We start from the raw sequence: 25,174 nt of genomic DNA, 5'->3' as shown, positions 1-25,174 counted from the left end.
TTAATCCTTTAAATAATGCTTAAAGTATATTTCATTCAATTTATCGAGAGCACTCAGGTTTAACCCAGCTATCGAGTTAAAAGCATCATCTTTGGTGAATGCAAGAATCGATGATCCACCCGGAGAAAACCATTTAGCACTCTGTTTAAAAGGCCATGGTAGTTCATAACCTTTTTCTCTCAGCAGACGGTTAAGCGCACACCAGTCGTCTCTAAAATCATTTCCGGAAAATGGGCTATCACTTTGTGCACCTTCTGCAGTGAATAATTGAATTGGCGTACAAAAGTTAACCGAACTGGGAAAGTACATATTATAAAAGCTTACAATGAGTTTCTGCACCTCTTCAGGAAAAGAGCCGGGGATCGTCAACACACCTAACAAATATTTATAGTCTGGATATCTTTTTATAAAATCAAATATCCCGCGCCATAAATAATCAAGAACATTACTTTTTTGATAAGGCTTCTGGATAAATCCACGGCCGATTTCCACACACTGGCTTAAACAGGAATAGGCATTATTATGGTACTTGAACAGGCTGTTGCTATAGAGGCCTGTTATTCCATGTTGCGCTAACTGCTCACCAACGGGTATTAGACGATAGGCACCCAGTATTTCTTCATCAGAAGGATCCCATAAAATGATATGGTAATAGGTTTCATCAAAAACATCATTATCTCTGTCTTTACCGGATCCAGCGCCAATATCGCGATAACAGCGCTCGCGTAAGCGCCCTAGCTCATCAAGAATGGGTGAGTCCCCGAGGGTATTGCAGCGAAATATCAATAATTTTCTACCATCATCAAATTGTCTTAATACTTCACACTCTTCTATGGCGCTTATTAAACTCTCTCGACTGCCTGTTAATTCGTGTGGAGAAACCGTATCTACAAGCGCCGGGCCATTCTCTCCGATGCTCTGGAGATGCATCAAACATACATTTGCCGCGACCGACAGTTCTTTATTAAATCGATTAAACGAAGATAAGGCTATTTGCTGCCCCACTTTGATTTTCATGGTCTTACCACGATGGCGTAGCGCTTCACGAATAATCATTATATTTGACAGTTGCCGCCAGACCGTCGCAGCAAAATAATAAGTTTTGCTGTTTGATCCCGAAATATGAACAGGTACCAGCGCCGCGTTGTTTCTCATCGCCAGTTGTAAAAAACCGGGATTCCATTGATGTTCCTGTAAACCTGAGAGAGACCAGCTAGCCAGCTTACCTGCAGGGCAAATAATCAACACACCACCGTTCTTCAGATGATCGTTCATCTCCCTGAATTTCTTATGGCTCATTTTACCAGCCATATTCTCAATACCAATGGTAAGTTCTGCTACCTGTGGGAATATCATTGGCAAAATGTGGTTAGCCACGATTTTTATATCTTTTCTAACCTGAGAGACAGTATGTATTAAAGCAATACCATCCATCACCGTCGGATGATTTGAAATAACAACCGTAGCACCGTGTCGGGGTATATTATTAAATTCAGAGTATTCCGTCTCACATCGAACGTTAAAAAAATCAACGACAGAAGTAACCCAGTCTACGCCATTTCTATTAATTAACCGTTCATCATTTATTAAACGAGAGAATACCTTACTGCCAAACGCGGCGCTGAAAACCCATTTTTTCCAGCATGGTATATTAGCATCAGGAAAAAACTCTCTAATGACCCTGTCAAAGATAGCGTTCATATTAAAATCCTTTTCATAGAACTAATCTAAAACGACTATACTCGTGATCTTTCTGTCGGACAATACCGTCCAAAATTAAAATACGCCAATACAAAATTAATGGATATAGTTGAAGCACTAATATTCATGACAGCAATACAAACAATGACAGGTTAAATATTTTCATCGTAATGAATTCAAAAAAAACATATATAACGCTTAAAGATAATACACCATGTCATTTCGTGTATTTATATTTTGCACACGCCCCCCTGAGCAGTTTTTCTGGCAAGAAACTAACCCGTATCGCACCATCTGGATTTTATGCCCACTTTAAATAACATCAAAATTATTAACTACAGACAAACGTTATTAGTCTATGCTGTCAGAATAACTCGAAATCATTTATTCAGGAAGCCTAAATAATTAAATCAAAATAACTTAACTACATAATTGACGTAAAGTTGCTAATACAAAAAGTCTTATTTCTACCCACAACAGAAGCATACCGTTCACTTAACTTAGTAATTGCATGAAATACATTGCGGTTATGCCCTTCAAAACAATCGCCATCCAGGTATTTCATCACTATTCCTGTTAAGTCACCGCCCGCATAGCTATAATCCTTGCATTCATTATTACGAAAACAGGAACGTCTATGATCCGCAGTATGACCGCCTATGCCCGCCGTGAAATCAAGGGTGACTGGGGTAGCGCCGCATGGGAGCTGCGCTCGGTAAACCAGCGCTATCTGGAAACGTACTTCCGCCTGCCGGAGCAGTTCCGTAGTCTGGAGCCCGTGGTACGCGAGCGCATTCGCGCCCGCCTGACTCGCGGTAAAGTCGAATGCACCCTGCGTTTTGAACAAGATCCCAGCGCGCAGGGTGAACTCATCCTCAACGAAAACCTGGCGAAGCAGCTGGTCAACGCTGCCAACTGGGTGAAAATGCAGAGCGATGAAGGGGAAATCAATCCGGTTGATATCCTGCGCTGGCCGGGCGTGATGGCTGCCAAAGAGCAGGATCTCGACGCCATCGCAGCCGACATTCTGTCAGCCCTGGACGGCGCGCTGGACGACTTCATCGTCGCCCGCGAAACGGAAGGCCAGGCCCTGAAAGCGCTTATCGAGCAGCGGCTTGAAGGCGTGAGCGGCGAAGTGGCGAAAGTTCGCGCTCATATGCCGGAAATTCTTCAGTGGCAGCGCGAGCGTCTGGTTGCCAAACTGGAAGACGCGGAAGTGCAGCTGGAAAATAACCGTCTTGAGCAAGAACTGGTGCTGATGGCGCAGCGTATCGACGTTGCCGAAGAGCTGGACCGCCTCGAAGCGCACGTTAAAGAGACCTACAACATTCTGAAAAAGAAAGAGGCTGTGGGTCGCCGTCTCGACTTTATGATGCAGGAGTTCAACCGTGAGTCGAACACCCTGGCGTCAAAATCGATTAACGCCGAGGTCACCAACTCCGCGATTGAGCTGAAAGTGCTGATCGAGCAAATGCGCGAGCAAATCCAGAATATCGAGTAAGCTCAGGCACACTACTAAAGGCCGGTTTTCCGGCCTTTTTTTCATTTATTTCAGAAGAAATATTTTTTATCCAGGATCCTGCAGGTTAAAAACGCTCCTGCCGCGCACAGCAGCATCGGGGCCAGATAGCTGTGATCCATGTGGGTAAATTCCATCACCAGCGCCACCGCCGTGAGCGGCATCTGCATGGAGGCGGCGAGAAACGCGGCCGCCCCCACCAGAGCGAAGCTGCTTTTATCTCCGCCAGGGAAGCCGAGCTGCCAGAGTGCGCAGAGCAGCAGACTGACCAGTCCGCCTACCGCCAGCCCCGGGGTTAACAATCCGCCTTCCGCACCGCCGCGCAGCACCGCCAGGATCACCACCATCTTCAACACTAACAGGATAGCGACGGTATAAAGAGGCAGCCCGTCGCTGAGCGCCAGCTGCATTGGTCCCTTGCCATTGCCCGGAAGCTCGGGGAAATAAAGGCTCAGAATGGCAAGAAGGGAAAAACCCAGCAGACAGAACACCGGCATCTGCCAGTTACTTCGGACGCGTGAACGCGCCGCGCTGGTCGCTTTGCGAAAAAGCCAGGCGCCGGTGCCAAGAATCGGGCCCGCCAGAATCGCCCACCAGAGAAAGGTGTACGGGAGTGCGCTGGAAACAAAATGGTATTGCGATTCATCCCCTAACCCCAGGGTGGCCGTCCAGGCGGCAATCGCCGAGGTGACCATCGCCGCCAGCGTTTTTTCCCAGCTAAACGACAGCAGCATGACCTCAAGGCTGAACAACGCCCCTGCCAGCGGGACGTTATACACCGCCGCCAGACCCGCGCCCGCCCCACAGGCAATCAGTGTCCGGGTTTCATCTTCCAGCAGGCCCAGCTTACGCGCCACCATCCCCGCCCCCAGCGCGCCCATTTCCCGGGGCGCCACTTCGCGGCCAAGCGGGGAACCCAGCGCCACGGTGACGATCTGCAGCAGGGCATGGATCGTTGTGGTGCCCGCAGGCATGGGTGCGGAAGGGTTGGCCACCGCCGCCGCAATGGAAACCCGCTTCTGCCCATAGCGACCAAGCAGCCACCAGCCAAATCCGGCGACGACGCCGCCAGCCACGATTGCCGCGATGCGATGTGGCCAGGACGACTCCGTGACGCCCTGTAAAAATGACACCGAACCGACGATCTGCCCGGCACTGTAGCCAAAAGCCAGGTGCTGTATCGCATGTAAAATCAGCGCCAGCACCATGCCGGACAGGCCAGCCAGAATCCCGGTTAATACCACGGCTATCAGACGAGTCAGATAATTTTTATTCCCGGCGGCTACACTCATTTCTCAGGCCTTGAAGAAGAAAAATAAAAGAATAAAGGTCGAGACTTAAACATTAGGTATTCATAGTGTTTTCAATATAGATGCCTATCTTTCCATTTATCATTACTTTTTCTAATCAATAAAAATTAATACAAAATCAACAAACCTTTAAACAAAGCCATCACAGGCACTATTGTCATTAATTTTTCCTGGCGTAAATGATTCGCTTTAGAAAATCTCAATCGTGATCCTGCGCACAAATCGTTAACCTGCCCGCCATTACCTGGGGGGATCTATGCTGCTTCATGTTCTGTATTTAATCGGTATTACCGCTGAAGCCATGACCGGCGCGCTGGCTGCCGGGCGCCGGCGGATGGACACGTTTGGCGTCATTATTATCGCCACCGCGACCGCGCTGGGCGGGGGTTCCGTTCGCGATATCCTGCTGGGACATTATCCTCTCGGCTGGGTGAAACATCCGGAATATGTCATTATTGTCGCTGTCGCCGCCGTCCTTACCACCATTGCCGCTCCGGTGATGCCGCACCTTCGTCGGCTGTTTCTGGTGCTGGACGCGCTGGGACTGATCGTGTTTTCCATCATCGGCGCGCAGATCGCCCTGGATATGGGCGAAGGTCCGATCATCGCCTCTATCGCGGCGGTCATTACCGGCGTTTTTGGCGGCGTACTGCGCGATATGTTCTGCAAACGCATTCCGCTGGTCTTCCAGAAAGAGCTCTATGCCGGGATCTCGTTTGCCGCAGCCGTACTCTATATTGCCCTGCAACATTACGTCAGCAGCCACGATGTGGTGGTGCTGGCTACGCTGCTGTTCGGCTTTACCGCCCGCATGCTGGCACTGCGCTGGAAACTGGGGCTACCGGTCTTCCACTACACCCATGATAGCCACTAACCGCCTCAAAACCCGGAGATGCGCTGCCCACTGAGCCATTGCGCCAGCGCCACCACATCCGGATGGTGCAGGAAGGCCACCAGCTGGCGGGCTCTGATCTCCCCCACGCCCGGCAGCGCGCGCCATTGCGCTTCACTTTTTGCCGCCAGCAGATGCCAGTTTTCGCTTTCGAGCTGCGCCAGCGCCCCCTGAGGCACCGGGAGCCCCATCGCCAGCACCCAGCGGATAAAAGGCCGTTTGCGAACGAGATCAAATTGATGCCAGAGGTGCTGCCCGCGGGCGGCGGAGATCCCTGGCACCGCCTGCAGCTGCTCCACCGTAAGCGCCAGCCAGGAAAAAATATGCGTCATCGGGTTTTGCTGCTGAATGGCGCGCCATAAATTTGCCCCCACGCCATCGACATCCAGCGCTGACTTTGATGACAGCCAGCTCAGTCGGGAAAGAAACTGTTCGCTGCACTCAGGGGTGGCGAAATAGCAGCTTAGCGCATTGAATTTCGCCGGCGGCGGCGTCGGTTTATGGCGCTCGGCCGTCCGCCAGACGACGGCGTCGATCCGAGGAATACCCTGCCCTGCCAGACTGATCTGCAGCTGATCGCCAACCCCAATATCCAGCGCCTGCCAGCGGGCCACAGAGCCAACATTAACCCGCTGCACGCGTTTATCATCCAGCCGCTGGGGCTCAAGCTGGGCCACGACGTTGAACCTGCCGCTGCGGCCGGTGCTGAAATGGATCGCCCGTACCTCCATCACCTGCGAGGCCGGAGGATACTTCCAGGCCGCCAGCCACTCTCCCTTTCCGGGAGACCAGTCACGCCCAGGAGGCTCACGACCTTCACGTACAATCACACCATCACTTACGAAGGGAAGCGGCGAGCGATACCAACGCTGACGCCATTGCGCTACCTGTTCGACGCGTGTCACCGGGTGGGTATATTGCCCGCTGTACTTAAACCCCGCCTGCGTCAGCAGCTGCTGTCGACGGCGCATATCCGACGGGCCGTCTGGCCAGGCCCAGATAAAAACGTCCAGTTGACCGAGCGCTGCCGCCGCGTCGGCTCGCATCATCAACCCGGCGACTTTCGCCCGCGCGTTCATCCCCCCAGCCTGCTGCTGAACATGGTCGTCCCGGCGCAGAAACAGCTCCCCCTGCAGCACGCTGTTGGCCAGTTCTCCGGTCGTCACTTTTACCAGCGCCGGGATCTGCCGCGCTCGGGCGGTCCATGCCTCACCGCGCAGACCATCGCCGCGGCTAATGGCCTGAACCAAACTCCCCTGGCGATAGACCAGGGTCACCGCCACACCGTCCACTTTAGGTTGTACCCACAGGTCGTTTTTATTTTTCATCCAGCGGGCAACGCTGGCGCCATCGGCCAGTTTGCGCACGCCGGTATGCGCCACCGGATGACGCGTATCGCCCGTCGGCGGAGGCAGATCGTCATCCTCAGGCGTCTCGTCCGGAAAACATTGCCGCCACTGCGCCAGCCGCAGAGTGAGCTGGTCATAAACGTCATCGCTTACCTCACTGGCGCCTTGTCGCCAGTAGGCCTCTTTCCAGGCGACAATTTGCTGATGAAGGCGTGAAATCTCCTGCCTTCCTTTGGCCGGCGGCCAGTCCGGACACGTCGCCAGCGCGCTGGCAGAGAACATCCCCATCGCCAGCCACCACCCTCCTTTTCGCATAGCATTCCTCTCCTTCGTCACCTGGCGGAGAGTCTGCTGTAGAACACCGCGAACCGCGACGGGTACTTTTTCGCCTTGCGAAGCGCCTTCCAGGATTTACGCCTCATTGCAGCAACGGCTGGCGAATTCAGGAAAACGGCAGGCAAAATGAAAGAAACCGCGGCAAAAAGTGTGACAATGACTGCGTCACGCCGCGGCGACGTGTATAATAGGCTCGTATGTAGGACCTCTTTCGATAACCACATACAAAAGACACTCATGGCTCAAGGCACGCTTTATATTGTTTCCGCCCCTAGCGGCGCGGGTAAATCCAGCCTGATTCAGGCTTTATTAAAAACCCAACCGTTGTATGACACCCAGGTATCGGTTTCCCATACCACGCGGGCGCCGCGTCCGGGTGAAGTGCACGGCGAACACTATTTCTTCGTGAATCACGACGAATTCCGCTCGATGATTGGCGAAAACGCGTTTCTGGAACATGCAGAGGTCTTTGGCAACTATTACGGCACGTCGCGTAAAGCGATCGAGCAGGTGCTGGCGACCGGCGTCGATGTCTTCCTCGATATCGACTGGCAAGGTGCGCAGCAGATCCGTAAAAGCATGCCCGGCGCACGCAGCATTTTTATTCTGCCGCCGTCAAAAGATGAACTGGACCGTCGCCTGCGCGGCCGCGGCCAGGACAGCGAAGAGGTAATCGCGAAACGGATGGCCCAGGCCGTTGCGGAAATGAGCCATTACGCGGAATATGATTACCTGATTGTGAACGATGATTTTGACACCGCCCTGAGCGACCTGAAAAATATCATCCGCGCTGAACGTCTGCGCATGAGCCGCCAAAAGCAGCGACATGGCGCTTTAATCACCAAACTATTGGCAGACTGAACCCACATTCAGTATCATGCCCAGTCATTTCTTCACCTGTGGAGCATTTTAAGTATGGCACGCGTAACTGTTCAGGACGCTGTAGAGAAAATTGGTAACCGTTTTGACCTGGTACTGGTCGCCGCGCGTCGCGCTCGTCAGATGCAGGTAGGCGGAAAGGATCCGCTGGTACCGGAAGAAAACGATAAAACTACCGTTATCGCACTGCGCGAAATCGAAGAAGGTCTGATCAACAACCAGATCCTCGACGTACGTGAGCGCCAGGAACAGCAAGAGCAGGAAGCCGCTGAATTACAAGCCGTTACCGCGATTGCTGAAGGTCGTCGTTAATCACACAGCGGGTCGCCCTTGTATCTGTTTGAAAGCCTGAATCAGCTGATTCAAAACTACCTGCCGGAAGAGCAAATCAAGCGCCTTCGGCAGGCGTATCTCGTTGCACGTGACGCTCACGAGGGTCAGACACGTTCAAGCGGTGAACCCTATATCACGCACCCTGTCGCGGTAGCCTGCATTCTGGCCGAGATGAAGCTCGACTATGAAACGCTGATGGCCGCGCTGCTGCATGATGTGATTGAAGATACCCCCGCCACCTACCAGGACATGGAACAGCTTTTTGGTAAAAGCGTTGCCGAACTGGTAGAGGGGGTGTCGAAACTTGATAAGCTCAAGTTTCGCGATAAGAAAGAGGCGCAGGCCGAAAACTTTCGCAAAATGATCATGGCGATGGTGCAGGACATCCGCGTCATCCTCATCAAGCTTGCCGACCGCACCCACAACATGCGTACTCTGGGCTCGTTACGCCCGGATAAACGCCGCCGCATCGCCCGCGAAACGCTGGAAATTTACAGCCCGCTGGCGCACCGTTTAGGTATCCATCACATCAAGACCGAGCTCGAAGAGCTGGGCTTTGAAGCGCTGTACCCTAACCGCTACCGCGTCATTAAAGAGGTGGTCAAAGCGGCGCGCGGCAACCGTAAAGAGATGATCCAAAAGATCCTCTCCGAAATCGAAGGACGGTTGCAGGAAGCGGGCATCCCCTGCCGCGTCAGCGGTCGCGAAAAGCATCTGTACTCCATCTACTGCAAAATGGTGCTCAAAGAGCAGCGTTTTCACTCGATCATGGATATCTACGCCTTCCGCGTCATCGTCCATGATGCCGATGTCTGCTACCGCGTGCTCGGCCAGATGCACAGCCTCTACAAACCGCGTCCAGGTCGTTTCAAAGACTACATTGCCATTCCGAAAGCGAACGGCTATCAGTCTTTGCACACCTCGATGATCGGCCCCCACGGCGTCCCGGTTGAGGTACAAATTCGTACCGAAGACATGGACCAGATGGCGGAGATGGGGGTTGCGGCGCACTGGGCTTATAAAGAGCACGGCGGCGAAAGCAGCACCACCGCGCAAATCCGCGCTCAGCGCTGGATGCAAAGCCTGCTGGAGCTGCAGCAGAGCGCCGGTAGCTCGTTTGAATTTATCGAGAGCGTAAAATCCGATCTGTTCCCGGATGAGATTTACGTTTTCACCCCGGAAGGTCGCATTGTCGAACTGCCCGCTGGCGCCACGCCGGTGGACTTCGCCTACGCGGTGCATACTGATATCGGCCATGCCTGCGTTGGCGCACGCGTCGACCGCCAGCCTTATCCGTTGTCGCAGCCGCTCTCCAGCGGCCAGACTGTCGAAATTATCACCGCGCCGGGCGCACGCCCGAATGCCGCCTGGCTGAACTTTGTCGTCAGCTCGAAAGCGCGCGCCAAGATCCGTCAGCTGCTGAAAAACCTTAAGCGCGACGATTCGGTCAGCCTTGGCCGTCGTCTCCTCAATCACGCACTGGGCGGTAGCCGCAAACTCGCCGAGATCCCGCCGGAAAATATCCAGCGCGAACTTGACCGCATGAAGCTGGCCTCGCTTGACGATCTGCTGGCGGAAATCGGTCTGGGCAATGCCATGAGCGTCGTGGTCGCCAAAAATCTGCAGCAGGGCGAAGCCTCTGCCGCACCGGTACCGGCTAACGCCTCGAACCACGGACATCTGCCGATCAAAGGCGCCGATGGCGTGCTGATTACCTTCGCCAAGTGCTGTCGTCCGATTCCTGGTGACCCGATCATCGCCCACGTCAGCCCGGGTAAGGGGCTGGTTATCCACCATGAATCCTGTCGTAACATTCGCGGCTATCAGAAAGAGCCGGAGAAATTTATGGCGGTTGAGTGGGATAAAGAGACCGCTCAGGAGTTCATCACCGAAATCAAGGTGGACATGTTTAACCATCAGGGCGCGCTGGCTAACCTGACGGCGGCGATCAACACCGCGTCTTCCAATATCCAGAGCCTGAATACGGAAGAGAAAGATGGCCGCGTATACAGCGCCTTTATCCGCCTGACCGCGCGCGACCGCGTGCATCTGGCGAATATCATGCGCAAAATCCGCGTCATGCCGGACGTGATTAAAGTCACCCGTAACCGAAACTAGCTTTATGAACTCAAAGCGCTACGAGCGTATCTGCGAGATGCTCGCCAGGCGTCAGCCTGACATGACGGTCTGTATGGAGCAGGTCCATAAGCCTCATAACGTCTCTGCGGTCATTCGGACCGCAGATGCCGTTGGCGTACACGAAGTGCATGCCGTCTGGCCAAGCAGCCGGATGCGTACCATGGCCTCCGCCGCCGCGGGCAGCAACAGCTGGGTGCAGGTGAAAACCCACCGCACCATCGCAGATGCCGTCGGCCACCTGAAAGGCCAGGGCATGCAAATTCTCGCCACTCACCTTTCCGACAAAGCCATCGATTTTCGTGAAATCGACTATACGCGCCCAACCTGCATCCTGATGGGCCAGGAGAAAACCGGCATCACTCAGGAAGCGCTGGCGCTGGCAGACCAGGACATCATTATCCCAATGATCGGCATGGTACAGTCGCTGAACGTCTCCGTTGCCTCGGCGTTGATCCTCTACGAGGCGCAGCGCCAGCGGCAAAACGCCGGGATGTACCAACGCGCTAACAGCATGCTGCCGCCGGAAGAGCAGCAGCGACTGCTGTTCGAAGGCGGTTATCCGGTGCTGGCCCGCGTCGCCAGGCAAAAAGGTCTGCCTTACCCCCACGTCAACGAGCAGGGCGAAGTGGAAGCCGATGCCGCGTGGTGGGCGAACATGCAGGCAACGAGGTAAATCCGATGTCAGGCCGCCTGCTCGATGCCGTTCCGCTCAGTTCACTCACCGGTGTGGGCGCAGCACAGAGCAGCAAACTGGCGAAAATAGGCCTGCATACGGTTCAGGACCTGCTGCTGCACCTGCCACTGCGTTACGAAGATCGCACCCATCTTTACCCGATAGCCGAGCTGCTTCCCGGGGTTTATGCCACCGTAGAAGGCGAAGTGCTCAACAGCAATATCACCTTCGGCGGCCGGCGGATGATGACCTGCCAGATCAGCGACGGCACCGGCATCCTCACCATGCGCTTTTTCAACTTCAACGCGGCGATGAAAAACAGCCTCGCGACCGGTCGTCGGGTGCTGGCCTACGGTGAAGCCAAACGCGGGAAGTACGGCGCCGAGATGATCCACCCGGAATACCGCGTCCAGGGCGATATGAGCACCCCGGAGCTGCAGGAAACGTTAACTCCGGTCTATCCGACCACCGAAGGCATCAAGCAGGCGACCCTGCGCAAGCTCACCGACCAGGCGCTTGAGCTCCTGGAAACCTGCGCGATTAGCGAACTCCTGCCACCGGAGCTGGCGCAGGGGATGATGAGCCTGCCGGAGGCGCTGCGTACGCTGCACCGTCCGCCTCCCTCCTTGCAACTTAGCGAGCTGGAAAGCGGCAAGCACCCGGCGCAGCAGCGTCTGATTCTGGAAGAGCTGCTGGCGCATAACCTCAGCATGCTGGCGCTGCGGGCAGGCGCCCAGCGCTATCACGCCCTGCCGCTCGGCGCCAACGATACCCTGAAAAACCAGCTGCTGGCCTCCCTGCCCTTTAAGCCCACCGGCGCGCAGGCGCGGGTTACCGCCGAGATCGAACACGATATGGCGCTGGACGTGCCGATGATGCGCCTGGTGCAGGGCGATGTTGGCTCCGGTAAAACGCTGGTCGCCGCGCTGGCCGCCGTGCGCGCTATCGCCCACGGCAAACAGGTGGCGCTGATGGCGCCCACCGAACTACTTGCCGAACAGCACGCCAATAACTTCCGCAGCTGGTTTGAACCGCTGGGCATAGAAGTCGGCTGGCTGGCGGGCAAACAGAAAGGCAAAGCCCGTCAGGCGCAGCAGGAGGCTATCGCCAGCGGCGAAGTGCAGATGATTGTCGGCACTCACGCCATCTTCCAGGAGCAGGTGCAGTTTAACGGCCTGGCGCTGGTGATTATCGACGAACAGCACCGCTTCGGCGTGCATCAGCGGCTGGCGCTGTGGGAAAAAGGTCAGCAGCAGGGGTTCCACCCGCATCAGCTGATCATGACCGCCACGCCTATCCCCCGCACCCTGGCGATGACCGCCTACGCCGATCTGGACACCTCGATTATCGACGAGCTGCCGCCGGGCCGAACCCCGGTGACTACCGTCGCCATCCCGGACACCCGGCGCAGCGATATTATCGACCGCGTACGCAACGCCTGCACCCACGAAGGGCGCCAGGCCTATTGGGTTTGTACGCTAATTGAAGAGTCCGATCTGCTGGAAGCCCAGGCGGCGGAAGCGACCTGGGAAGAGCTCAAACTGGCGCTGCCGGAACTGAATATCGGCCTCGTCCACGGGCGGATGAAACCGGCCGAGAAGCAGGCGGTAATGCAGGCCTTCAAGCAGGGCGAGATGCATCTGCTGGTGGCCACCACGGTGATTGAAGTCGGTGTTGACGTGCCTAACTCAAGCCTGATGATTATCGAAAACCCGGAACGTCTGGGTCTGGCGCAGCTGCACCAGCTCAGAGGGCGCGTCGGGCGCGGCGCGGTCGCTTCCCACTGCGTGCTACTCTATAAATCGCCGCTCTCCAAAACGGCTCAGAAACGCCTGCAGGTCCTGCGCGACAGCAACGACGGTTTCGTCATCGCCCAGAAAGACCTCGAAATCCGCGGTCCCGGCGAGCTGCTCGGCACCCGCCAGACTGGCAACGCCGAATTTAAAGTGGCGGACTTGCTGCGCGATCAGGCGATGATCCCCGACGTTCAACGCATTGCTCGCCATATTCATGAACGCTATCCGCTGCAGGCCCAGGCGCTTATCGAGCGCTGGATGCCGGAAACCGAACGCTATTCCAACGCGTAGCGCGCGCTTTTGCCGCGCTGCGGGCAATTTTTCTACACAACGAGTGGATTATGAAACGAGAACTGGCCATCGAATTTTCGCGTGTCACCGAAGCCGCCGCGCTGGCGGGCTATAAATGGCTGGGCCGCGGCGATAAGAATACCGCCGACGGCGCAGCGGTTAACGCCATGCGCATTATGCTTAACCTCGTCAATATCGACGGCACCATCGTCATCGGCGAGGGCGAAATCGATGAAGCGCCGATGCTCTATATCGGCGAAAAAGTGGGTACCGGCAAGGGCGATGCGGTAGATATCGCTGTCGATCCCATCGAAGGCACCCGCATGACGGCGATGGGCCAGGCCAACGCCCTGGCGGTGATGGCGGTCGGCGATAAGGGCTGCTTCCTCAACGCGCCGGATATGTATATGGAAAAGCTGATCGTCGGCCCAGGTGCTAAAGGCGCCATCGATCTCAATCTGCCGCTGGAAGAGAACCTGCACAATATCGCCCGCGCCCTGAACAAGCCGCTGGGCGAGCTGACCGTCACCGTGCTGGCGAAACCGCGCCACGACGCGGTCATTGCCCAGCTGCAGCAGCTGGGCGTGCGTGTATTCGCGATTCCCGATGGCGACGTCGCGGCCTCTATTCTCACCTGCATGCCGGATAGCGAAGTCGACGTACTGTACGGCATCGGCGGCGCGCCGGAAGGGGTGGTTTCCGCCGCGGTGATCCGCGCCCTCGACGGTGATATGCAGGGGCGTCTACTGGCTCGCCACCACGTGAAGGGCGATAACGAAGAGAACCGCCGCATCGGTGAAAACGAGCTGGCGCGCTGCAAAACCATGGGCATTGAAGCCGGCAAGGTGCTGCGTCTGGATGAAATGGCGCGCAGCGATAACGTCGTCTTCTCCGCCACCGGGATCACCAAAGGCGATCTGCTGGACGGCATCACCCGCAAGGGCAACATGGCCACCACCGAGACGCTACTGATCCGCGGCAAGTCGCGCACTATCCGTCGTATTCAGTCGATTCATTACCTCGACCGTAAAGATCCGGACATCCAGCAGCACATCCTGTAATACCGCTTTTTCTCTCCCAGGCAACCGTCCGCAGGCGGTTGCCCTGTTCTTCGTTTATATTTGATCAATAGAGCTTTCTTGTGCCTTCGGGGTGGAAATCTTACTCGTCTGGACCGAAGATAAGGCATCGCTTGGCAACAGGAGAAGACGATGGCGGACTGGGTTAGCGGCAAAGTGACAAAAGTGGAGTACTGGACGGATGCCTTGTTCAGTTTATACGTGCGGGCGCCTGTTCATCCGTTTACCGCCGGGCAGTTTACCAAGCTCGGACTGGAAATCGACGGAGAACGCGTGCAGCGCGCCTACTCCTACGTCAATGCCCCCGGCAATCCCGATCTCGAGTTCTATCTGGTCACCGTCCCGGAAGGCAAGCTGAGCCCGCGTCTGGCGGCGCTGAAGCCGGGCGATGAAGTCCTGGTGGTGAGTGAAGCGGCAGGTTTCTTCGTCCTCGAGGAGGTACCGGATTGCGATACCCTGTGGATGCTGGCGACCGGCACTGCCCTCGGGCCGTACCTGTCAATTTTGCAGGAAGGCAAAGATCTTGAACGCTTTAACAACCTGGTGCTGGTCCACGCCGTCCGCTACGCCGCGGACCTGAGCTATCTGCCTCTGATGCGCGAGCTTGAGCAGCGCTACGCCGGTAAATTACGCATCCAGACGGTGGTCAGCCGCGAAACCGTGGAAGGCTCGCTGACCGGCCGGGTGCCGTTCCTGATTGAAACCGGCGCGCTGGAAGAGGCGGTTGGCCTGCCGATGACCACCGACACCAGCCACGTCATGCTGTGCGGCAACCCGCAAATGGTGCGCGATACCCAACAGCTGTTAAAAGAGACCCGGCAGATGACCAAGCATCTGCGTCGCCGGCCAGGCCATATGACGGCAGAGCACTACTGGTAATCAGGCGTCCGCTTTCCAGCGTACGTCCTGGGTCTCTTTGCCGAACTTATTCTCGCCCTGGGTGCCGACAAACGCCCCCAGGTCGATCAACATCATGACGATAATCAGCGTCGGCACAAAGCGCCCGACGCCCCACTGCCAGACCTGCGGCAGCATCGCCCAGTTCCCCGCCAGCAGCATCCACGCCAGAATCATCAGCAGCGCCCACAGCCCGGATTTGCCGCGATCGTGCAGCCGTTTCACCACCACCGCCGCCGTCGGCCACAGCAGGCAGACGATAATAAACGCTGCCGTCTGCAGGTTGAGCAGATTGCTGCCTGCCAGGGTAAACAGGGCGCTCATGGTCACCAGCCAGATGGCAATCCAGATCCAGAAATCGCGGCGGCCAATGCGCCCTTTAATTGAGAATAACCACTGCTGTAGGGTCATGCGTTTTTCCTTATCATCATCGTCTGCGTAGTTTACCCTGGCGTCGTGACTTTTTGACAAGCGCCGCGCTTCCCGATTTAATCGTCAGCAGGCAAAAAAAGGAACGACGGGCATGAAGAAGTGGACAATCTTGTGTTTAAGTGGGCTGATGGGCCTGACCGTCAGCCCGCACGCGTTGTCCGCAGAAAGCGAATCGGCGACAGCGGCGCCCTACCTGCTCTCTGGCGCACCGAGTTTTGACCTGTCGATCAGCCAGTTCCGGGAAAAATTTAACGCCGATAACCCGAAGCTGCCCCTGAACGAATTCCGTTCCATCGCCACCAGCCGGGATCAGGCTAACCTGACCCGCGCCGCCAGCAAAATTAACGAAAATCTCTATGCCTCGACCGCGCTGGAGCGCGGCACGCTGAAGATCAAATCCATGCAGATCACCTGGCTGCCGATCCAGGGGCCGGAGCAAAAGGCGGCGAAAGCCAAAGCGCTGGAGTATATGAGCGCCATGATCCGCGCCTTTGTCCCCACCCTTAGCCCGGCGCAAAGCCAGCAAAAGCTGCAGAAACTGCTGACCGCCGGCAAGGGCAAACGCTACTTTGCCGATACCGAAGGCGCTGTACGCTATGTGGTGGCAGATCATGGCGAAAAGGGTCTGACCTTCGCCATTGAACCGATTAAGCTGGCGTTATCTGAAACGCTGGAAGGCAACAATAAATGACAAAAAGCAAAGCCTTTCCAGTGACGAGTCTCTATACTGTTTCACAGACCATGCTGCCCTCTGGGGCGGCTATATTCCTTAATTCGCTTAAGTAGCGTGGAGAATTAAAATGCGACATCCTTTAGTGATGGGTAACTGGAAACTGAACGGCAGCCGCCACATGGTAAACGAACTGGTTGCGAACCTGCGTACCGAGCTGGCTGGCGTAAGCGGCTGTGCAGTTGCCATCGCCCCGCCGGAAATGTATCTGGACCTGGCTAAACGTGCGGCAGAAGGCAGCCACATTCACCTGGGCGCGCAGAACGTTGACGTGAACCTGTCTGGCGCTTTCACCGGCGAAACCTCCGCTGAAATGCTGAAAGATATCGGCGCACAGTACATCATCATCGGCCACTCCGAGCGCCGTACCTACCACAAAGAATCCGACGAGCTGATCGCGAAGAAATTCGCTGTGCTGAAAGAGCAGGGTCTGACCCCGGTACTGTGCATCGGTGAAACCGAAGCCGAAAACGAAGCGGGCAAAACCGAAGAAGTTTGCGCACGTCAGATCGACGCCGTGCTGAAAACGCAGGGCGCTGCCGCTTTCGAAGGCGTGGTTATCGCTTACGAACCGGTATGGGCTATCGGTACCGGCAAATCCGCGACCCCGGCTCAGGCTCAGGCGGTGCACAAATTCATCCGTGACCACATTGCTAAAGCTGACGCGAAAATCGCTGAGCAAGTGATCATCCAGTACGGTGGTTCCGTTAACGCTGGCAACGCAGCAGAGCTGTTCACCCAGCCGGACATCGACGGCGCGCTGGTTGGCGGCGCCTCCCTGAAAGCTGACGCTTTCGCGGTGATCGTTAAAGCAGCAGAAGCAGCGAAAAAAGCGTAATTCGCTTTTCCCGGTAGCGAAACGCGACCGGGGTGACTGACAAAACGTGGGAGCCCGGCTTAGCACAGCGCAAGCCGGGCTTTCTTTTGCCGTTACAGTTTCCCCAACAGCTGATACCACGCGTAGTCCAGCGGTAGTAAAATCAGATAACTCACCGCCGCCAGCGCCAGACACAGTTGCATCCCCGCCCTCGCCGGGACCTTGCCTAACCCCATCGCCACCACGATCGGCGACGCCTGATAGGGCAGCAGCGGCGTGGAATAACCCAGCACCTGAATCATGATCACGCTGAGCAGCGGAAAGCCGGTCGCGTCGGCAAAGCTCTGCGCAAAAGTGGTATACAGCGCCGGCACGCCGTTGGCGGTCATAATAAAGTTCAGCGCGCTGGTTATCCCGGTCAGGGCGAGGAAGCTGGTGAACGGATTGTCTTTATCCAGCGGCATCACCTGCAGCAGCGCATTGCCCACCGCGCCGCCAATTCCGGTTTGAGTAACGGCGATCGCCAGTCCCAGAATCCCGGCGACGTAAATACAGGTACGCATATTCACCCCGCTGGCAAACTCCTCACCGTTGATAAAGCCCACCCGCGGCAGCAGCGTGACCACTGCCGCCGCCAGGCCGGTCCACGCCGGGCCGACGCCGTGCCAGCTCTCCGTCACCCATAGCGTGAGGACGACCGCCAGCAGCCACGCCAGACGTTTCTCGTCGCGGCTCATCGGCGGCAGCGGCGCCAGGTCACGCGGTGGATGCGGCTTGCCGGGAAACAGCCAGCAGATCAGCGCCACCAGCACCGCCCCTTTCAGCCAGCCAAGCACCGGCGTATGCAGCAGTAAATAGGGAACATAATTCAGATGGATACCGTACGAGCCTTCCGCCGCGCCGCTCATCACCAGATTTGGCACGTTAGCGGGCAAAATCGTCGCCGAAAGCTGAAAGGTGCCGAACCCCACCGCCAGCGCCAGGCCGAACCAGCCGCGGCTGCCATCGACAATGCCCGCGCGGCGGGCCATCGCCGCCACGATCGGCATCAGCAGCGCGATACGTCCCATGTTGGAAGGCATGACAAACGCCAGCGCGTAGCTCAGCAACACCACGCTGCCGACCATCCGCGGCCAGGAGTCAGTGAGCCGCGCAGACAGCGCCTGCGCCGCCCGGTCCGCCAGCCCGGTTTTACGGATCGCGATGCCGAGCACAAAGCCGCTGAACACCAGCCAGAACGCCGAAGAGGCAAAGCCGCCGAAGATCACCTCCGGTGGAGCGATTTTCGCCATCATCGCCGCTGCGAAGAACAGCAGCGCGGTGATAAATTCCGGCAGCAGCGACGTCGCCCAGAGCACAATGGTGACGCCGACAATCAATGAAGGAAGGAACAGCGGGTGGGTAAGCCAGAGCGACATGCCTGTCTCCTGTCGTTTTTTTCAGCAAGAATACGACGACAGGTAAGACAGGTAAACGCCAGAACTAGTGGCTTGCGTTAAGAATGGCGCAGCGATGATCCTGAATTTCTTCCGCTGAAGCCCGGTTCAGGGTCAGCAGGTTACGCTCCGTCGCCAGCAGCACCAGCGAGCCGTCGCTCTGCTGTGCCATCGCCAGCGCGAAGCGTCCCATATGTTCACGCGCCTCCGGCACCTCTTCCGCCAGCATCAGGAACGGGCTGCGCTGGGCCAGTTCGGCCTCCGTCACCCGGCGCGCCAGGTATTCATGACCCTGAAGCCCGCCCGGCAGCGGCAGCCAGCGGCTGCTGACCGCGGCCGCATCCTTATCTAACTGCGCGCGTACATCGGGGCGCAGGCAGGATATATGAATATGGAAATGGTTTTGCGTGCGTCCGCTGCGCGAGTTGATCGCCAGCGATACCGCGTTATCAGGAACTGGCGCGCCGTGACGCTGACTCATGATTTCTCGTCCCTGCCAGGCCTGCCAGAAGAAGTTCGGCGTCAGCGGATCCAGCAGCAGCGGGCTTTCGGTGCCGTTAATGCGGTAGGTCGGCATCAGCAGATATTGCAGCGGGCCATTGCGGTCTTTAAACAGCACGTAGCCGCCCTTGAGGTTCACTTCCGCACACGGCGACGGGTTTTGCTGCTGTTGCTGATGGGGTACGCACTGCTGCAGAACAATCTTGCGTAATGCGTCCGGGTTGCCGGAGTACAGCCAGTAGTAGCCGCCCGCCAGTGCCGCGAGGATCGCCACCAGCAGCGCCAGCAAAAAATATCTTACTCTTCTCATTATCGTTCCCTGTTAAGCCTGAAGCGGAAGAGTAACGTAATTTGATGACTAAATGAAAACAGATGGTGGGCGGGGAGTTATCCCGGGTAGCGGCTGACGCCTTACCCGGGATATGCACGGCGCAGAACTGTAGCCCTGCTAAGCGTAGCGCAAGCAGGGCCAAGAGGATTAACGCTGGCTAATCTGGTCGAAGGTGCCGCCGTTAGAGAAGTGCTCTTTCTGCGCTTTCGTCCAACCACCAAACTCCTGATCGATGGTAAACAGCTTCAGTTTCGGGAACTCATTGGCGTATTTTTTCGCGACATCAGGATCGCGAGGACGGTAGAAATTCTTCGCCGCAATCTCCTGGCCTTCCGGTGAGTAGAGATACTTCAGGTACGCTTCCGCCACCTGGCGCGTGCCTTTCTTATCCACCACTTTATCGACCACAGAGACGGTCGGCTCAGCCAGAATCGACTCACTCGGGGTCACGATTTCAAACTTGTCTTTGCCCAGTTCGTTGGTCGCCAGCAGCGCTTCGTTTTCCCAGGCGATCAGTACGTCGCCGATGCCGCGTTCTACGAAGGTATTGGTCGAACCGCGCGCGCCGGAGTCCAGCACTTCAACGTTTTTATACAGTGCTTTGACGAATTCCTGGGCTTTGGCCTGGTCGCCGTGATTCTGATGCAGGGCATAGCCCCAGGCAGCCAGGTAGTTCCAGCGGGCGCCACCGGAGCTTTTCGGGTTCGGGGTAATGACCGACACGCCCGGTTTGATCAGGTCGTTCCAGTCATGGATCTGTTTCGGGTTGCCCTTGCGGACGAGGAACACGATGGTTGAGGTATACGGTGCGGAGTTATCCGGCAGGCGTTTCAGCCAGTTTTTATCGATACGGCCGCGTTCAGCAATGGCGTCTACGTCGTAGGCCAGCGCCAGCGTGACCACATCCGCTTCAATACCGTTAATCACCGAGGTCGCCTGTTTGCCAGAGCCACCGTGCGACTGGCGAATCACCACGTTATCGCCGGTTTCCTGCTTCCAGTGCGCGCTAAACGCTTTATTGTACTGTTCGTACAGCTCGCGCGTCGGATCATAAGATACGTTTAATAGTTGAATGTCTTTTGCCAGAACGCTGGCGGATGCCAGCAACAGAGTTAACCCTACGCCCCACTTATTCATCGCACCGCTCTCTTTATGTGTGTTGTGATGGGTTAAGCGTGCCAGAAAGCGATTCAATGATTAAAGAATAAAAAAAGATTGGCTATAACTTGTGGATATAAAGAAATGAGTAAGGATAGCCCCCTCCCGGACGGGAGAGGGCGCGAAGCGATTAGACTTCTTCCATGCGGCCCAGCAGCGCCTGCAGGCGATCCTGCCAGCCCTGCTGTTGCTCTTTCAGCTGGCTGTTTTCGCGCTCCAGCTCTTCACGACCGTGCTGCGCGCTCTGAACTTCCTGAACCAGGGTGTTGTTCTTTTCTTTCAGCTCTTCGATTTCCATCTGCAACAGAGTGATGGTATCAATCGCCTGCTGAACTTTAGATTCTAATTTCTCAAACACTTCTAATGACATCGTCATACCTCTCCTGAACTTGCAAGGCGTTGATAGAAACTCGTGTTTCGTATACGCGGTCCCGCCTTAACGAAAATTAGCGCACTTAGCGGTGTTATCGTCGATTGTATGAATCCCCGCCGCCCCTGTCCAGCGGCAAGCCGCGCAGATTGCGGTTTGCAACACTTTTCAGCCTTTACCTGGTGCTTTCAGCGCAGTTCGCTCGTACTTCATGGGTCATTGTTAATTTTATGGTTAACAAAATGCGAGGTGAAACGCTCCGGCACCGGTCTCAATGCGCGCGGATGGCGCGAAAACGCTCATTTTCTTGACGTGGTACACACATTTGAAGTTCGATATTTCTCGTTTTTGCTCGTTAACGATAAATTAACACTATGCCTACATGGCAATATGGTCGTCTGTGACCACCCTACATACAATAATCATCACCACGCTTCAGGATTCGATTATGAGCCAAACATCAACCTTAAAAGGCCAGTGCATCGCAGAGTTCCTCGGTACCGGGTTGTTGATCTTTTTCGGCGTTGGGTGCGTGGCTGCGCTCAAGGTCGCGGGAGCCAGCTTCGGGCAATGGGAAATCAGCATCATCTGGGGTCTGGGCGTCGCCATGGCGATCTACCTGACCGCTGGGGTCTCCGGTGCGCACCTTAACCCTGCGGTAACTATCGCACTCTGGCTGTTCGCCTGCTTCGATGGCCGCAAAGTGGTCCCTTTTATTATTTCGCAATTCGCTGGCGCCTTTTGCGCTGCGGCATTAGTTTACGGGCTTTATTACAATCTTTTCCTCGATTATGAAACCACCCACCATATGGTCCGCGGCAGCGTAGAAAGCCTCGATCTGGCCGGCATCTTCTCCACCTATCCGAACCCGCATATCAATTTTGTGCAGGCCTTCGCGGTAGAGATGGTGATTACCGCTATCCTGATGGGCGTCATCCTGGCGCTGACCGACGATGGCAATGGCGTACCGCGCGGTCCGCTTGCTCCGCTGCTGATCGGCCTGCTGATTGCGGTGATTGGCGCCTCCATGGGACCGCTGACCGGTTTCGCCATGAACCCGGCGCGTGATATCGGCCCGAAAGCCTTCGCCTGGCTGGCTGGCTGGGGTGACGTCGCCTTCACCGGCGGCAAAGATATTCCTTATTTCCTGGTGCCGCTGTGCGCACCGGTGGTCGGCGCGGCACTGGGCGCGTTCAGCTATCGTAAGCTGATTGGCCGCCATCTGCCTTGCGACACCTGCGTGGACGAAGAGCAACAGAGCCCTTCCTCTTCGACCACTCAACATAAAGCTTCGCTGTAATCTGACTACGGGACACCGACTATGACCGACAAAAAATATATCGTTGCGCTTGACCAGGGCACTACCAGCTCCCGGGCCGTTGTGATGGATCATGATGCCAATATCGTCAGCGTCTCCCAGCGAGAATTTGAACAAATTTATCCTAAGCCAGGCTGGGTTGAGCACGACCCGATGGAGATTTGGGCTTCGCAAAGCTCTACGCTGGTAGAAGTGCTGGCGAAAGCTGACATCAACTCCGACGAAATTGCCGCCATCGGCATCACTAACCAGCGTGAAACCGCCATCGTATGGGAGCGTGAGACCGGTAAGCCCATCTACAACGCCATCGTCTGGCAGTGCCGCCGTACCGCGGAGATCTGCGAGCAGCTCAAGCGTGACGGGATGGAAGAGTATATCCGCAAGGCCACAGGCCTGGTGGTGGACCCCTACTTCTCCGGCACCAAAGTGAAATGGATCCTCGACCATGTCGAAGGTTCCCGTGAACGTGCGAAACGCGGCGAGCTGCTGTTCGGCACCGTTGACACTTGGCTTATCTGGAAGATGACCCAGGGCCGCGTGCACGTTACCGACTACACCAACGCCTCACGTACCATGCTGTTCAACATCCACGAGCTGGACTGGGACGACAAAATGCTCGACGCGCTGGACATTCCGCGCGCGATGCTGCCGGAAGTGCGTAAGTCATCCGAAGTGTACGGCCAGACCAACATCGGTGGTAAAGGTGGGACCCGTATCCCTATCGCCGGGATCGCCGGTGACCAGCAGGCGGCCCTGTTCGGCCAGCTGTGCGTCAAAGAAGGGATGGCGAAAAACACCTATGGCACCGGCTGCTTTATGCTGATGAACACCGGTGAAAAAGCGGTAGCCTCAACGCATGGCCTGCTGACTACCATTGCCTGCGGCCCGCGCGGCGAGGTGAACTATGCCCTGGAAGGTGCGGTGTTTATGGCCGGCGCGTCTATTCAGTGGCTGCGTGACGAGATGAAGCTCATCAGCGATGCGTTCGACTCCGAGTACTTCGCCACCAAAGTGAAGGATACCAACGGCGTATACGTGGTACCCGCGTTCACTGGTCTTGGCGCACCATACTGGGACCCGTATGCCCGCGGCGCGATTTTCGGCCTCACCCGCGGCGTAAACTCGAACCACATTATCCGTGCGACGCTGGAGTCCATCGCCTATCAGACCCGCGATGTGCTGGAGGCGATGCAGGCTGACTCCGGTATTCGTCTGCACGCCCTGCGCGTGGACGGTGGCGCGGTGGCCAACAACTTCCTGATGCAGTTCCAGTCCGATATCCTCGGCACCCGCGTGGAGCGGCCGGAAGTACGCGAAGTGACGGCGCTGGGCGCGGCCTATCTGGCGGGTCTGGCGGTGGGCTTCTGGCAAAATCTGGATGAGCTGCAGGAAAAAGCGGTCATTGAGCGCGAGTTCCGCCCGGGTATTGAAACCACCGAGCGCAACTTCCGCTACAGCGGCTGGAAGAAAGCGGTGAAACGCGCGTTAGCGTGGGAAGAGCACGACGAAGCGTAAGATTGTGGAGGTATTCCCGGCTTGCGGCGTAAACGCCTTAGCCGGGCTACAAAACCCCAAACAGCACGATCTTGTAGCCCGGACAGGTGCGCAGCACCGCCTCCGGGTTATTTATCAGCCAAACATCGGCAGCAGCAGGTACAGCTTAATCACCAGCGCGTTGACGATATCGATAAAGAACGCCCCCACCATCGGCACCACCAGGAAGGCCATATGCGATGGACCAAAGCGGTCGGTAATCGCCTGCATATTGGCAATCGCCGTCGGCGTTGCGCCCAGACCGAAGCCACAGTGGCCCGCCGCCAGCACCGCGGCATCGTAATTCTTACCCATCATCCGATAGGTGACGAACACCGCATACAGCGCCATCGCCAGCGATTGCACCGCCAGGATAATAATCATCGGCAGCGCCAGCGAGGCCAGTTCCCACAGCTTGAGGCTCATCAGGGCCATGGCGAGGAACAGCGACAGGCTGACGTTGCCCAGCACCGATACCGCCCTATCGAACACCCGATACAACCCCGCCAGCGCCAGGCTGTTGCTAAGGATCACACCGATAAACAGCACGCAGACGAAAGTCGGCAGCTCGAAGACGCTGCCCGCCAGCAGTTGCGCAACCACCTTGCCTACCGTCAGACAGATGGCAATCAGGGCGATACTTTCGATCAGTACCAGCGAGGTGATCACCCGCCCCACGTCCGGTTTTTCAAAGGCGGTTGGCGCCACCTGATCGTCCGGTGTGCCGTCCGGAGAGGAAGAGTGCTTCACCAGATAGCGTGCCACCGGGCCGCCGATCAGGCCGCCCAGCACCAGGCCGAAAGTCGCGCAGGCCATCGCCACTTCGGTGGCGTTGGCAAAACCGTAGCGTTCAACGAACAGCTTGCTCCACGCCGCCCCGGTGCCGTGGCCGCCGGATAAGGTAATCGACCCGGCCAGCAGGCCCATCAGCGGATCCAGCCCCAGCAGCGTCGCCATGCCGATACCGAGGGCATTCTGCAGCAGCAGCAGACCGACCACCACAATCAGGAAAGTGCCCAGCACCTTGCCGCCAGCCCGCAGGCTGGCGAGGTTGGCGTTAAGACCGATGGTGGCAAAGAACGCCAGCATGAGCGGGTCTTTCAGACTCATATCGAAATCAATTTCGATATCCATGCTTTTCTTCAGCACCAGCAGCGCCAGCGCCACCAACAAACCGCCGGCAACAGGTTCAGGGATGGTGTATTGCTTGAGGAAGGGAACAGTTTGTACGAGTTTTCTGCCGAGTAATAGCACAAGCGTTGCGGCAACGAGCGTCGATAAGGTATCGAGGTGAAACATAAAAAGCTCCTTATGGGCGCATGATCCATTCACACGCGACGATATTCCTGGTGTC

At 56.6% G+C, this 25,174-nt stretch carries 22 protein-coding genes; 13 read left to right on the top strand and 9 right to left on the bottom strand.

The features are described from left to right. Window positions 1-1,701 (bottom strand): lysophospholipid acyltransferase family protein, encoded by a 1,701-nt coding sequence (locus tag CWM61_RS06780; RefSeq protein WP_100630964.1) that lies wholly within the window; start codon window positions 1,699-1,701, stop codon window positions 1-3. 637 nt (window positions 1,702-2,338) lie between these two features. Between CWM61_RS06780 and CWM61_RS06775 the strand changes: the two genes are divergently transcribed. Then, window positions 2,339-3,202: a YicC/YloC family endoribonuclease gene (locus CWM61_RS06775; RefSeq protein WP_100630963.1), complete on the top strand. Its 864-nt coding sequence runs from the start codon at window positions 2,339-2,341 to the stop codon at window positions 3,200-3,202. Window positions 3,203-3,252: 50 nt separating this feature from the next. Here CWM61_RS06775 and CWM61_RS06770 read toward each other — a convergent pair whose 3' ends face one another. Further along, on the bottom strand, window positions 3,253-4,512 hold the full coding sequence (locus tag CWM61_RS06770; RefSeq protein WP_100630962.1) for a chloride channel protein: 1,260 nt from the start codon (window positions 4,510-4,512) through the stop codon (window positions 3,253-3,255). Between the two features lie 274 nt (window positions 4,513-4,786). Here CWM61_RS06770 and CWM61_RS06765 point away from each other — a divergent pair, with 274 nt between their 5' ends. Continuing rightward, on the top strand, window positions 4,787-5,404 hold the full coding sequence (locus tag CWM61_RS06765) for a trimeric intracellular cation channel family protein (RefSeq protein ID WP_012540300.1): 618 nt from the start codon (window positions 4,787-4,789) through the stop codon (window positions 5,402-5,404). 5 nt (window positions 5,405-5,409) lie between these two features. Here CWM61_RS06765 and ligB read toward each other — a convergent pair whose 3' ends face one another. Further along, the gene (gene ligB / locus CWM61_RS06760) at window positions 5,410-7,086 is read right to left on the bottom strand and encodes an NAD-dependent DNA ligase LigB (protein WP_100630961.1); all 1,677 of its coding nucleotides are present in this window, start codon (window positions 7,084-7,086) and stop codon (window positions 5,410-5,412) included. Window positions 7,087-7,344: 258 nt separating this feature from the next. Here ligB and gmk point away from each other — a divergent pair, with 258 nt between their 5' ends. From gmk to fpr, 7 genes are all read left to right on the top strand, one after another. Beyond that, window positions 7,345-7,968 (top strand): guanylate kinase, encoded by a 624-nt coding sequence (gene gmk, locus CWM61_RS06750; protein WP_002922664.1) that lies wholly within the window; start codon window positions 7,345-7,347, stop codon window positions 7,966-7,968. A 54-nt stretch (window positions 7,969-8,022) separates the two neighbouring features. After that, window positions 8,023-8,298, top strand: coding sequence for a DNA-directed RNA polymerase subunit omega (gene rpoZ, locus CWM61_RS06745; protein WP_000135058.1), 276 nt, complete (start codon window positions 8,023-8,025; stop codon window positions 8,296-8,298). Window positions 8,299-8,316: 18 nt separating this feature from the next. Beyond that, window positions 8,317-10,437 (top strand): bifunctional GTP diphosphokinase/guanosine-3',5'-bis pyrophosphate 3'-pyrophosphohydrolase, encoded by a 2,121-nt coding sequence (spoT, locus tag CWM61_RS06740; protein WP_074386944.1) that lies wholly within the window; start codon window positions 8,317-8,319, stop codon window positions 10,435-10,437. A gap of 4 nt (window positions 10,438-10,441) precedes the next feature. Further along, window positions 10,442-11,131, top strand: a complete 690-nt coding sequence (trmH, locus tag CWM61_RS06735) for a tRNA (guanosine(18)-2'-O)-methyltransferase TrmH (RefSeq protein WP_100630960.1) — start codon at window positions 10,442-10,444, stop codon at window positions 11,129-11,131. A 5-nt stretch (window positions 11,132-11,136) separates the two neighbouring features. Next, window positions 11,137-13,218: an ATP-dependent DNA helicase RecG gene (recG, locus tag CWM61_RS06730; protein ID WP_012540296.1), complete on the top strand. Its 2,082-nt coding sequence runs from the start codon at window positions 11,137-11,139 to the stop codon at window positions 13,216-13,218. Between the two features lie 50 nt (window positions 13,219-13,268). Then, on the top strand, window positions 13,269-14,279 hold the full coding sequence (glpX, locus tag CWM61_RS06725; RefSeq protein ID WP_002922903.1) for a class II fructose-bisphosphatase: 1,011 nt from the start codon (window positions 13,269-13,271) through the stop codon (window positions 14,277-14,279). Between the two features lie 150 nt (window positions 14,280-14,429). Beyond that, on the top strand, window positions 14,430-15,176 hold the full coding sequence (gene fpr, locus CWM61_RS06720; protein ID WP_004173895.1) for a ferredoxin--NADP(+) reductase: 747 nt from the start codon (window positions 14,430-14,432) through the stop codon (window positions 15,174-15,176). On the opposite strand, the gene CWM61_RS06715 is transcribed toward fpr, so the two are convergent. Beyond that, entirely contained in the window at window positions 15,177-15,605 is a 429-nt protein-coding gene (locus CWM61_RS06715) for a DUF805 domain-containing protein (RefSeq protein ID WP_004173894.1), read from the bottom strand. It abuts the gene before it with no gap. A 112-nt stretch (window positions 15,606-15,717) separates the two neighbouring features. On the opposite strand from CWM61_RS06715, the gene CWM61_RS06710 reads away from it, so the two are divergent. After that, a complete protein-coding gene (locus tag CWM61_RS06710; protein WP_100630959.1) occupies window positions 15,718-16,317 on the top strand; it encodes a YiiQ family protein in 600 nt (199 codons plus the stop codon). Between the two features lie 109 nt (window positions 16,318-16,426). Then, window positions 16,427-17,194: a triose-phosphate isomerase gene (tpiA, locus tag CWM61_RS06705; protein ID WP_002922909.1), complete on the top strand. Its 768-nt coding sequence runs from the start codon at window positions 16,427-16,429 to the stop codon at window positions 17,192-17,194. 92 nt (window positions 17,195-17,286) lie between these two features. Here tpiA and CWM61_RS06700 read toward each other — a convergent pair whose 3' ends face one another. The 4 genes from CWM61_RS06700 to zapB all read right to left on the bottom strand — a co-directional run bounded on the left by CWM61_RS06700 (window position 17,287) and on the right by zapB (window position 20,975). Further along, window positions 17,287-18,591: an SLC13 family permease gene (locus tag CWM61_RS06700; RefSeq protein WP_012540294.1), complete on the bottom strand. Its 1,305-nt coding sequence runs from the start codon at window positions 18,589-18,591 to the stop codon at window positions 17,287-17,289. Between the two features lie 64 nt (window positions 18,592-18,655). Further along, window positions 18,656-19,420, bottom strand: coding sequence for a CDP-diacylglycerol diphosphatase (locus CWM61_RS06695; protein ID WP_074386942.1), 765 nt, complete (start codon window positions 19,418-19,420; stop codon window positions 18,656-18,658). A gap of 168 nt (window positions 19,421-19,588) precedes the next feature. Continuing rightward, window positions 19,589-20,578 (bottom strand): sulfate ABC transporter substrate-binding protein, encoded by a 990-nt coding sequence (locus tag CWM61_RS06690; RefSeq protein WP_061152934.1) that lies wholly within the window; start codon window positions 20,576-20,578, stop codon window positions 19,589-19,591. A 151-nt stretch (window positions 20,579-20,729) separates the two neighbouring features. Continuing rightward, entirely contained in the window at window positions 20,730-20,975 is a 246-nt protein-coding gene (zapB, locus tag CWM61_RS06685; protein ID WP_008806812.1) for a septal ring assembly protein ZapB, read from the bottom strand. 442 nt (window positions 20,976-21,417) lie between these two features. On the opposite strand from zapB, the gene CWM61_RS06680 reads away from it, so the two are divergent. Beyond that, window positions 21,418-22,269, top strand: a complete 852-nt coding sequence (locus tag CWM61_RS06680) for an MIP/aquaporin family protein (protein ID WP_012967047.1) — start codon at window positions 21,418-21,420, stop codon at window positions 22,267-22,269. A gap of 21 nt (window positions 22,270-22,290) precedes the next feature. Continuing rightward, the gene (gene glpK, locus CWM61_RS06675; protein WP_061152933.1) at window positions 22,291-23,802 is read left to right on the top strand and encodes a glycerol kinase GlpK; all 1,512 of its coding nucleotides are present in this window, start codon (window positions 22,291-22,293) and stop codon (window positions 23,800-23,802) included. A 114-nt stretch (window positions 23,803-23,916) separates the two neighbouring features. Here the strand turns inward: glpK and gltS are convergent, their stop codons facing one another. Beyond that, complete coding sequence (gltS, locus tag CWM61_RS06670; protein WP_074386941.1) at window positions 23,917-25,119, bottom strand: sodium/glutamate symporter; 1,203 nt, start codon at window positions 25,117-25,119, stop codon at window positions 23,917-23,919. Between the last annotated feature and the right edge of the window lie 55 nt (window positions 25,120-25,174).

This window comes from Klebsiella sp. K-Nf6 (genome assembly GCF_002806655.1).
GTDB classification, from domain to species: domain Bacteria; phylum Pseudomonadota; class Gammaproteobacteria; order Enterobacterales; family Enterobacteriaceae; genus Klebsiella; species Klebsiella variicola.
This window is presented reverse-complemented; position numbering and strand designations above follow the sequence as displayed.

Coding starts and splice junctions, on each gene's coding strand:
- CWM61_RS06780 (WP_100630964.1), bottom strand. CDS start 1,701: ATGAACGCTATCTTTGACAGGGTCATTAGAGAGTTTTTTCCTGATGCT.
- CWM61_RS06775 (WP_100630963.1), top strand. CDS start 2,339: ATGATCCGCAGTATGACCGCCTATGCCCGCCGTGAAATCAAGGGTGAC.
- CWM61_RS06770 (WP_100630962.1), bottom strand. CDS start 4,512: ATGAGTGTAGCCGCCGGGAATAAAAATTATCTGACTCGTCTGATAGCC.
- CWM61_RS06765 (WP_012540300.1), top strand. CDS start 4,787: ATGCTGCTTCATGTTCTGTATTTAATCGGTATTACCGCTGAAGCCATG.
- ligB (WP_100630961.1), bottom strand. CDS start 7,086: ATGCGAAAAGGAGGGTGGTGGCTGGCGATGGGGATGTTCTCTGCCAGC.
- gmk (WP_002922664.1), top strand. CDS start 7,345: ATGGCTCAAGGCACGCTTTATATTGTTTCCGCCCCTAGCGGCGCGGGT.
- rpoZ (WP_000135058.1), top strand. CDS start 8,023: ATGGCACGCGTAACTGTTCAGGACGCTGTAGAGAAAATTGGTAACCGT.
- trmH (WP_100630960.1), top strand. CDS start 10,442: ATGAACTCAAAGCGCTACGAGCGTATCTGCGAGATGCTCGCCAGGCGT.
- recG (WP_012540296.1), top strand. CDS start 11,137: ATGTCAGGCCGCCTGCTCGATGCCGTTCCGCTCAGTTCACTCACCGGT.
- glpX (WP_002922903.1), top strand. CDS start 13,269: ATGAAACGAGAACTGGCCATCGAATTTTCGCGTGTCACCGAAGCCGCC.
- fpr (WP_004173895.1), top strand. CDS start 14,430: ATGGCGGACTGGGTTAGCGGCAAAGTGACAAAAGTGGAGTACTGGACG.
- CWM61_RS06715 (WP_004173894.1), bottom strand. CDS start 15,605: ATGACCCTACAGCAGTGGTTATTCTCAATTAAAGGGCGCATTGGCCGC.
- CWM61_RS06710 (WP_100630959.1), top strand. CDS start 15,718: ATGAAGAAGTGGACAATCTTGTGTTTAAGTGGGCTGATGGGCCTGACC.
- tpiA (WP_002922909.1), top strand. CDS start 16,427: ATGCGACATCCTTTAGTGATGGGTAACTGGAAACTGAACGGCAGCCGC.
- CWM61_RS06700 (WP_012540294.1), bottom strand. CDS start 18,591: ATGTCGCTCTGGCTTACCCACCCGCTGTTCCTTCCTTCATTGATTGTC.
- CWM61_RS06695 (WP_074386942.1), bottom strand. CDS start 19,420: ATGAGAAGAGTAAGATATTTTTTGCTGGCGCTGCTGGTGGCGATCCTC.
- CWM61_RS06690 (WP_061152934.1), bottom strand. CDS start 20,578: ATGAATAAGTGGGGCGTAGGGTTAACTCTGTTGCTGGCATCCGCCAGC.
- zapB (WP_008806812.1), bottom strand. CDS start 20,975: ATGACGATGTCATTAGAAGTGTTTGAGAAATTAGAATCTAAAGTTCAG.
- CWM61_RS06680 (WP_012967047.1), top strand. CDS start 21,418: ATGAGCCAAACATCAACCTTAAAAGGCCAGTGCATCGCAGAGTTCCTC.
- glpK (WP_061152933.1), top strand. CDS start 22,291: ATGACCGACAAAAAATATATCGTTGCGCTTGACCAGGGCACTACCAGC.
- gltS (WP_074386941.1), bottom strand. CDS start 25,119: ATGTTTCACCTCGATACCTTATCGACGCTCGTTGCCGCAACGCTTGTG.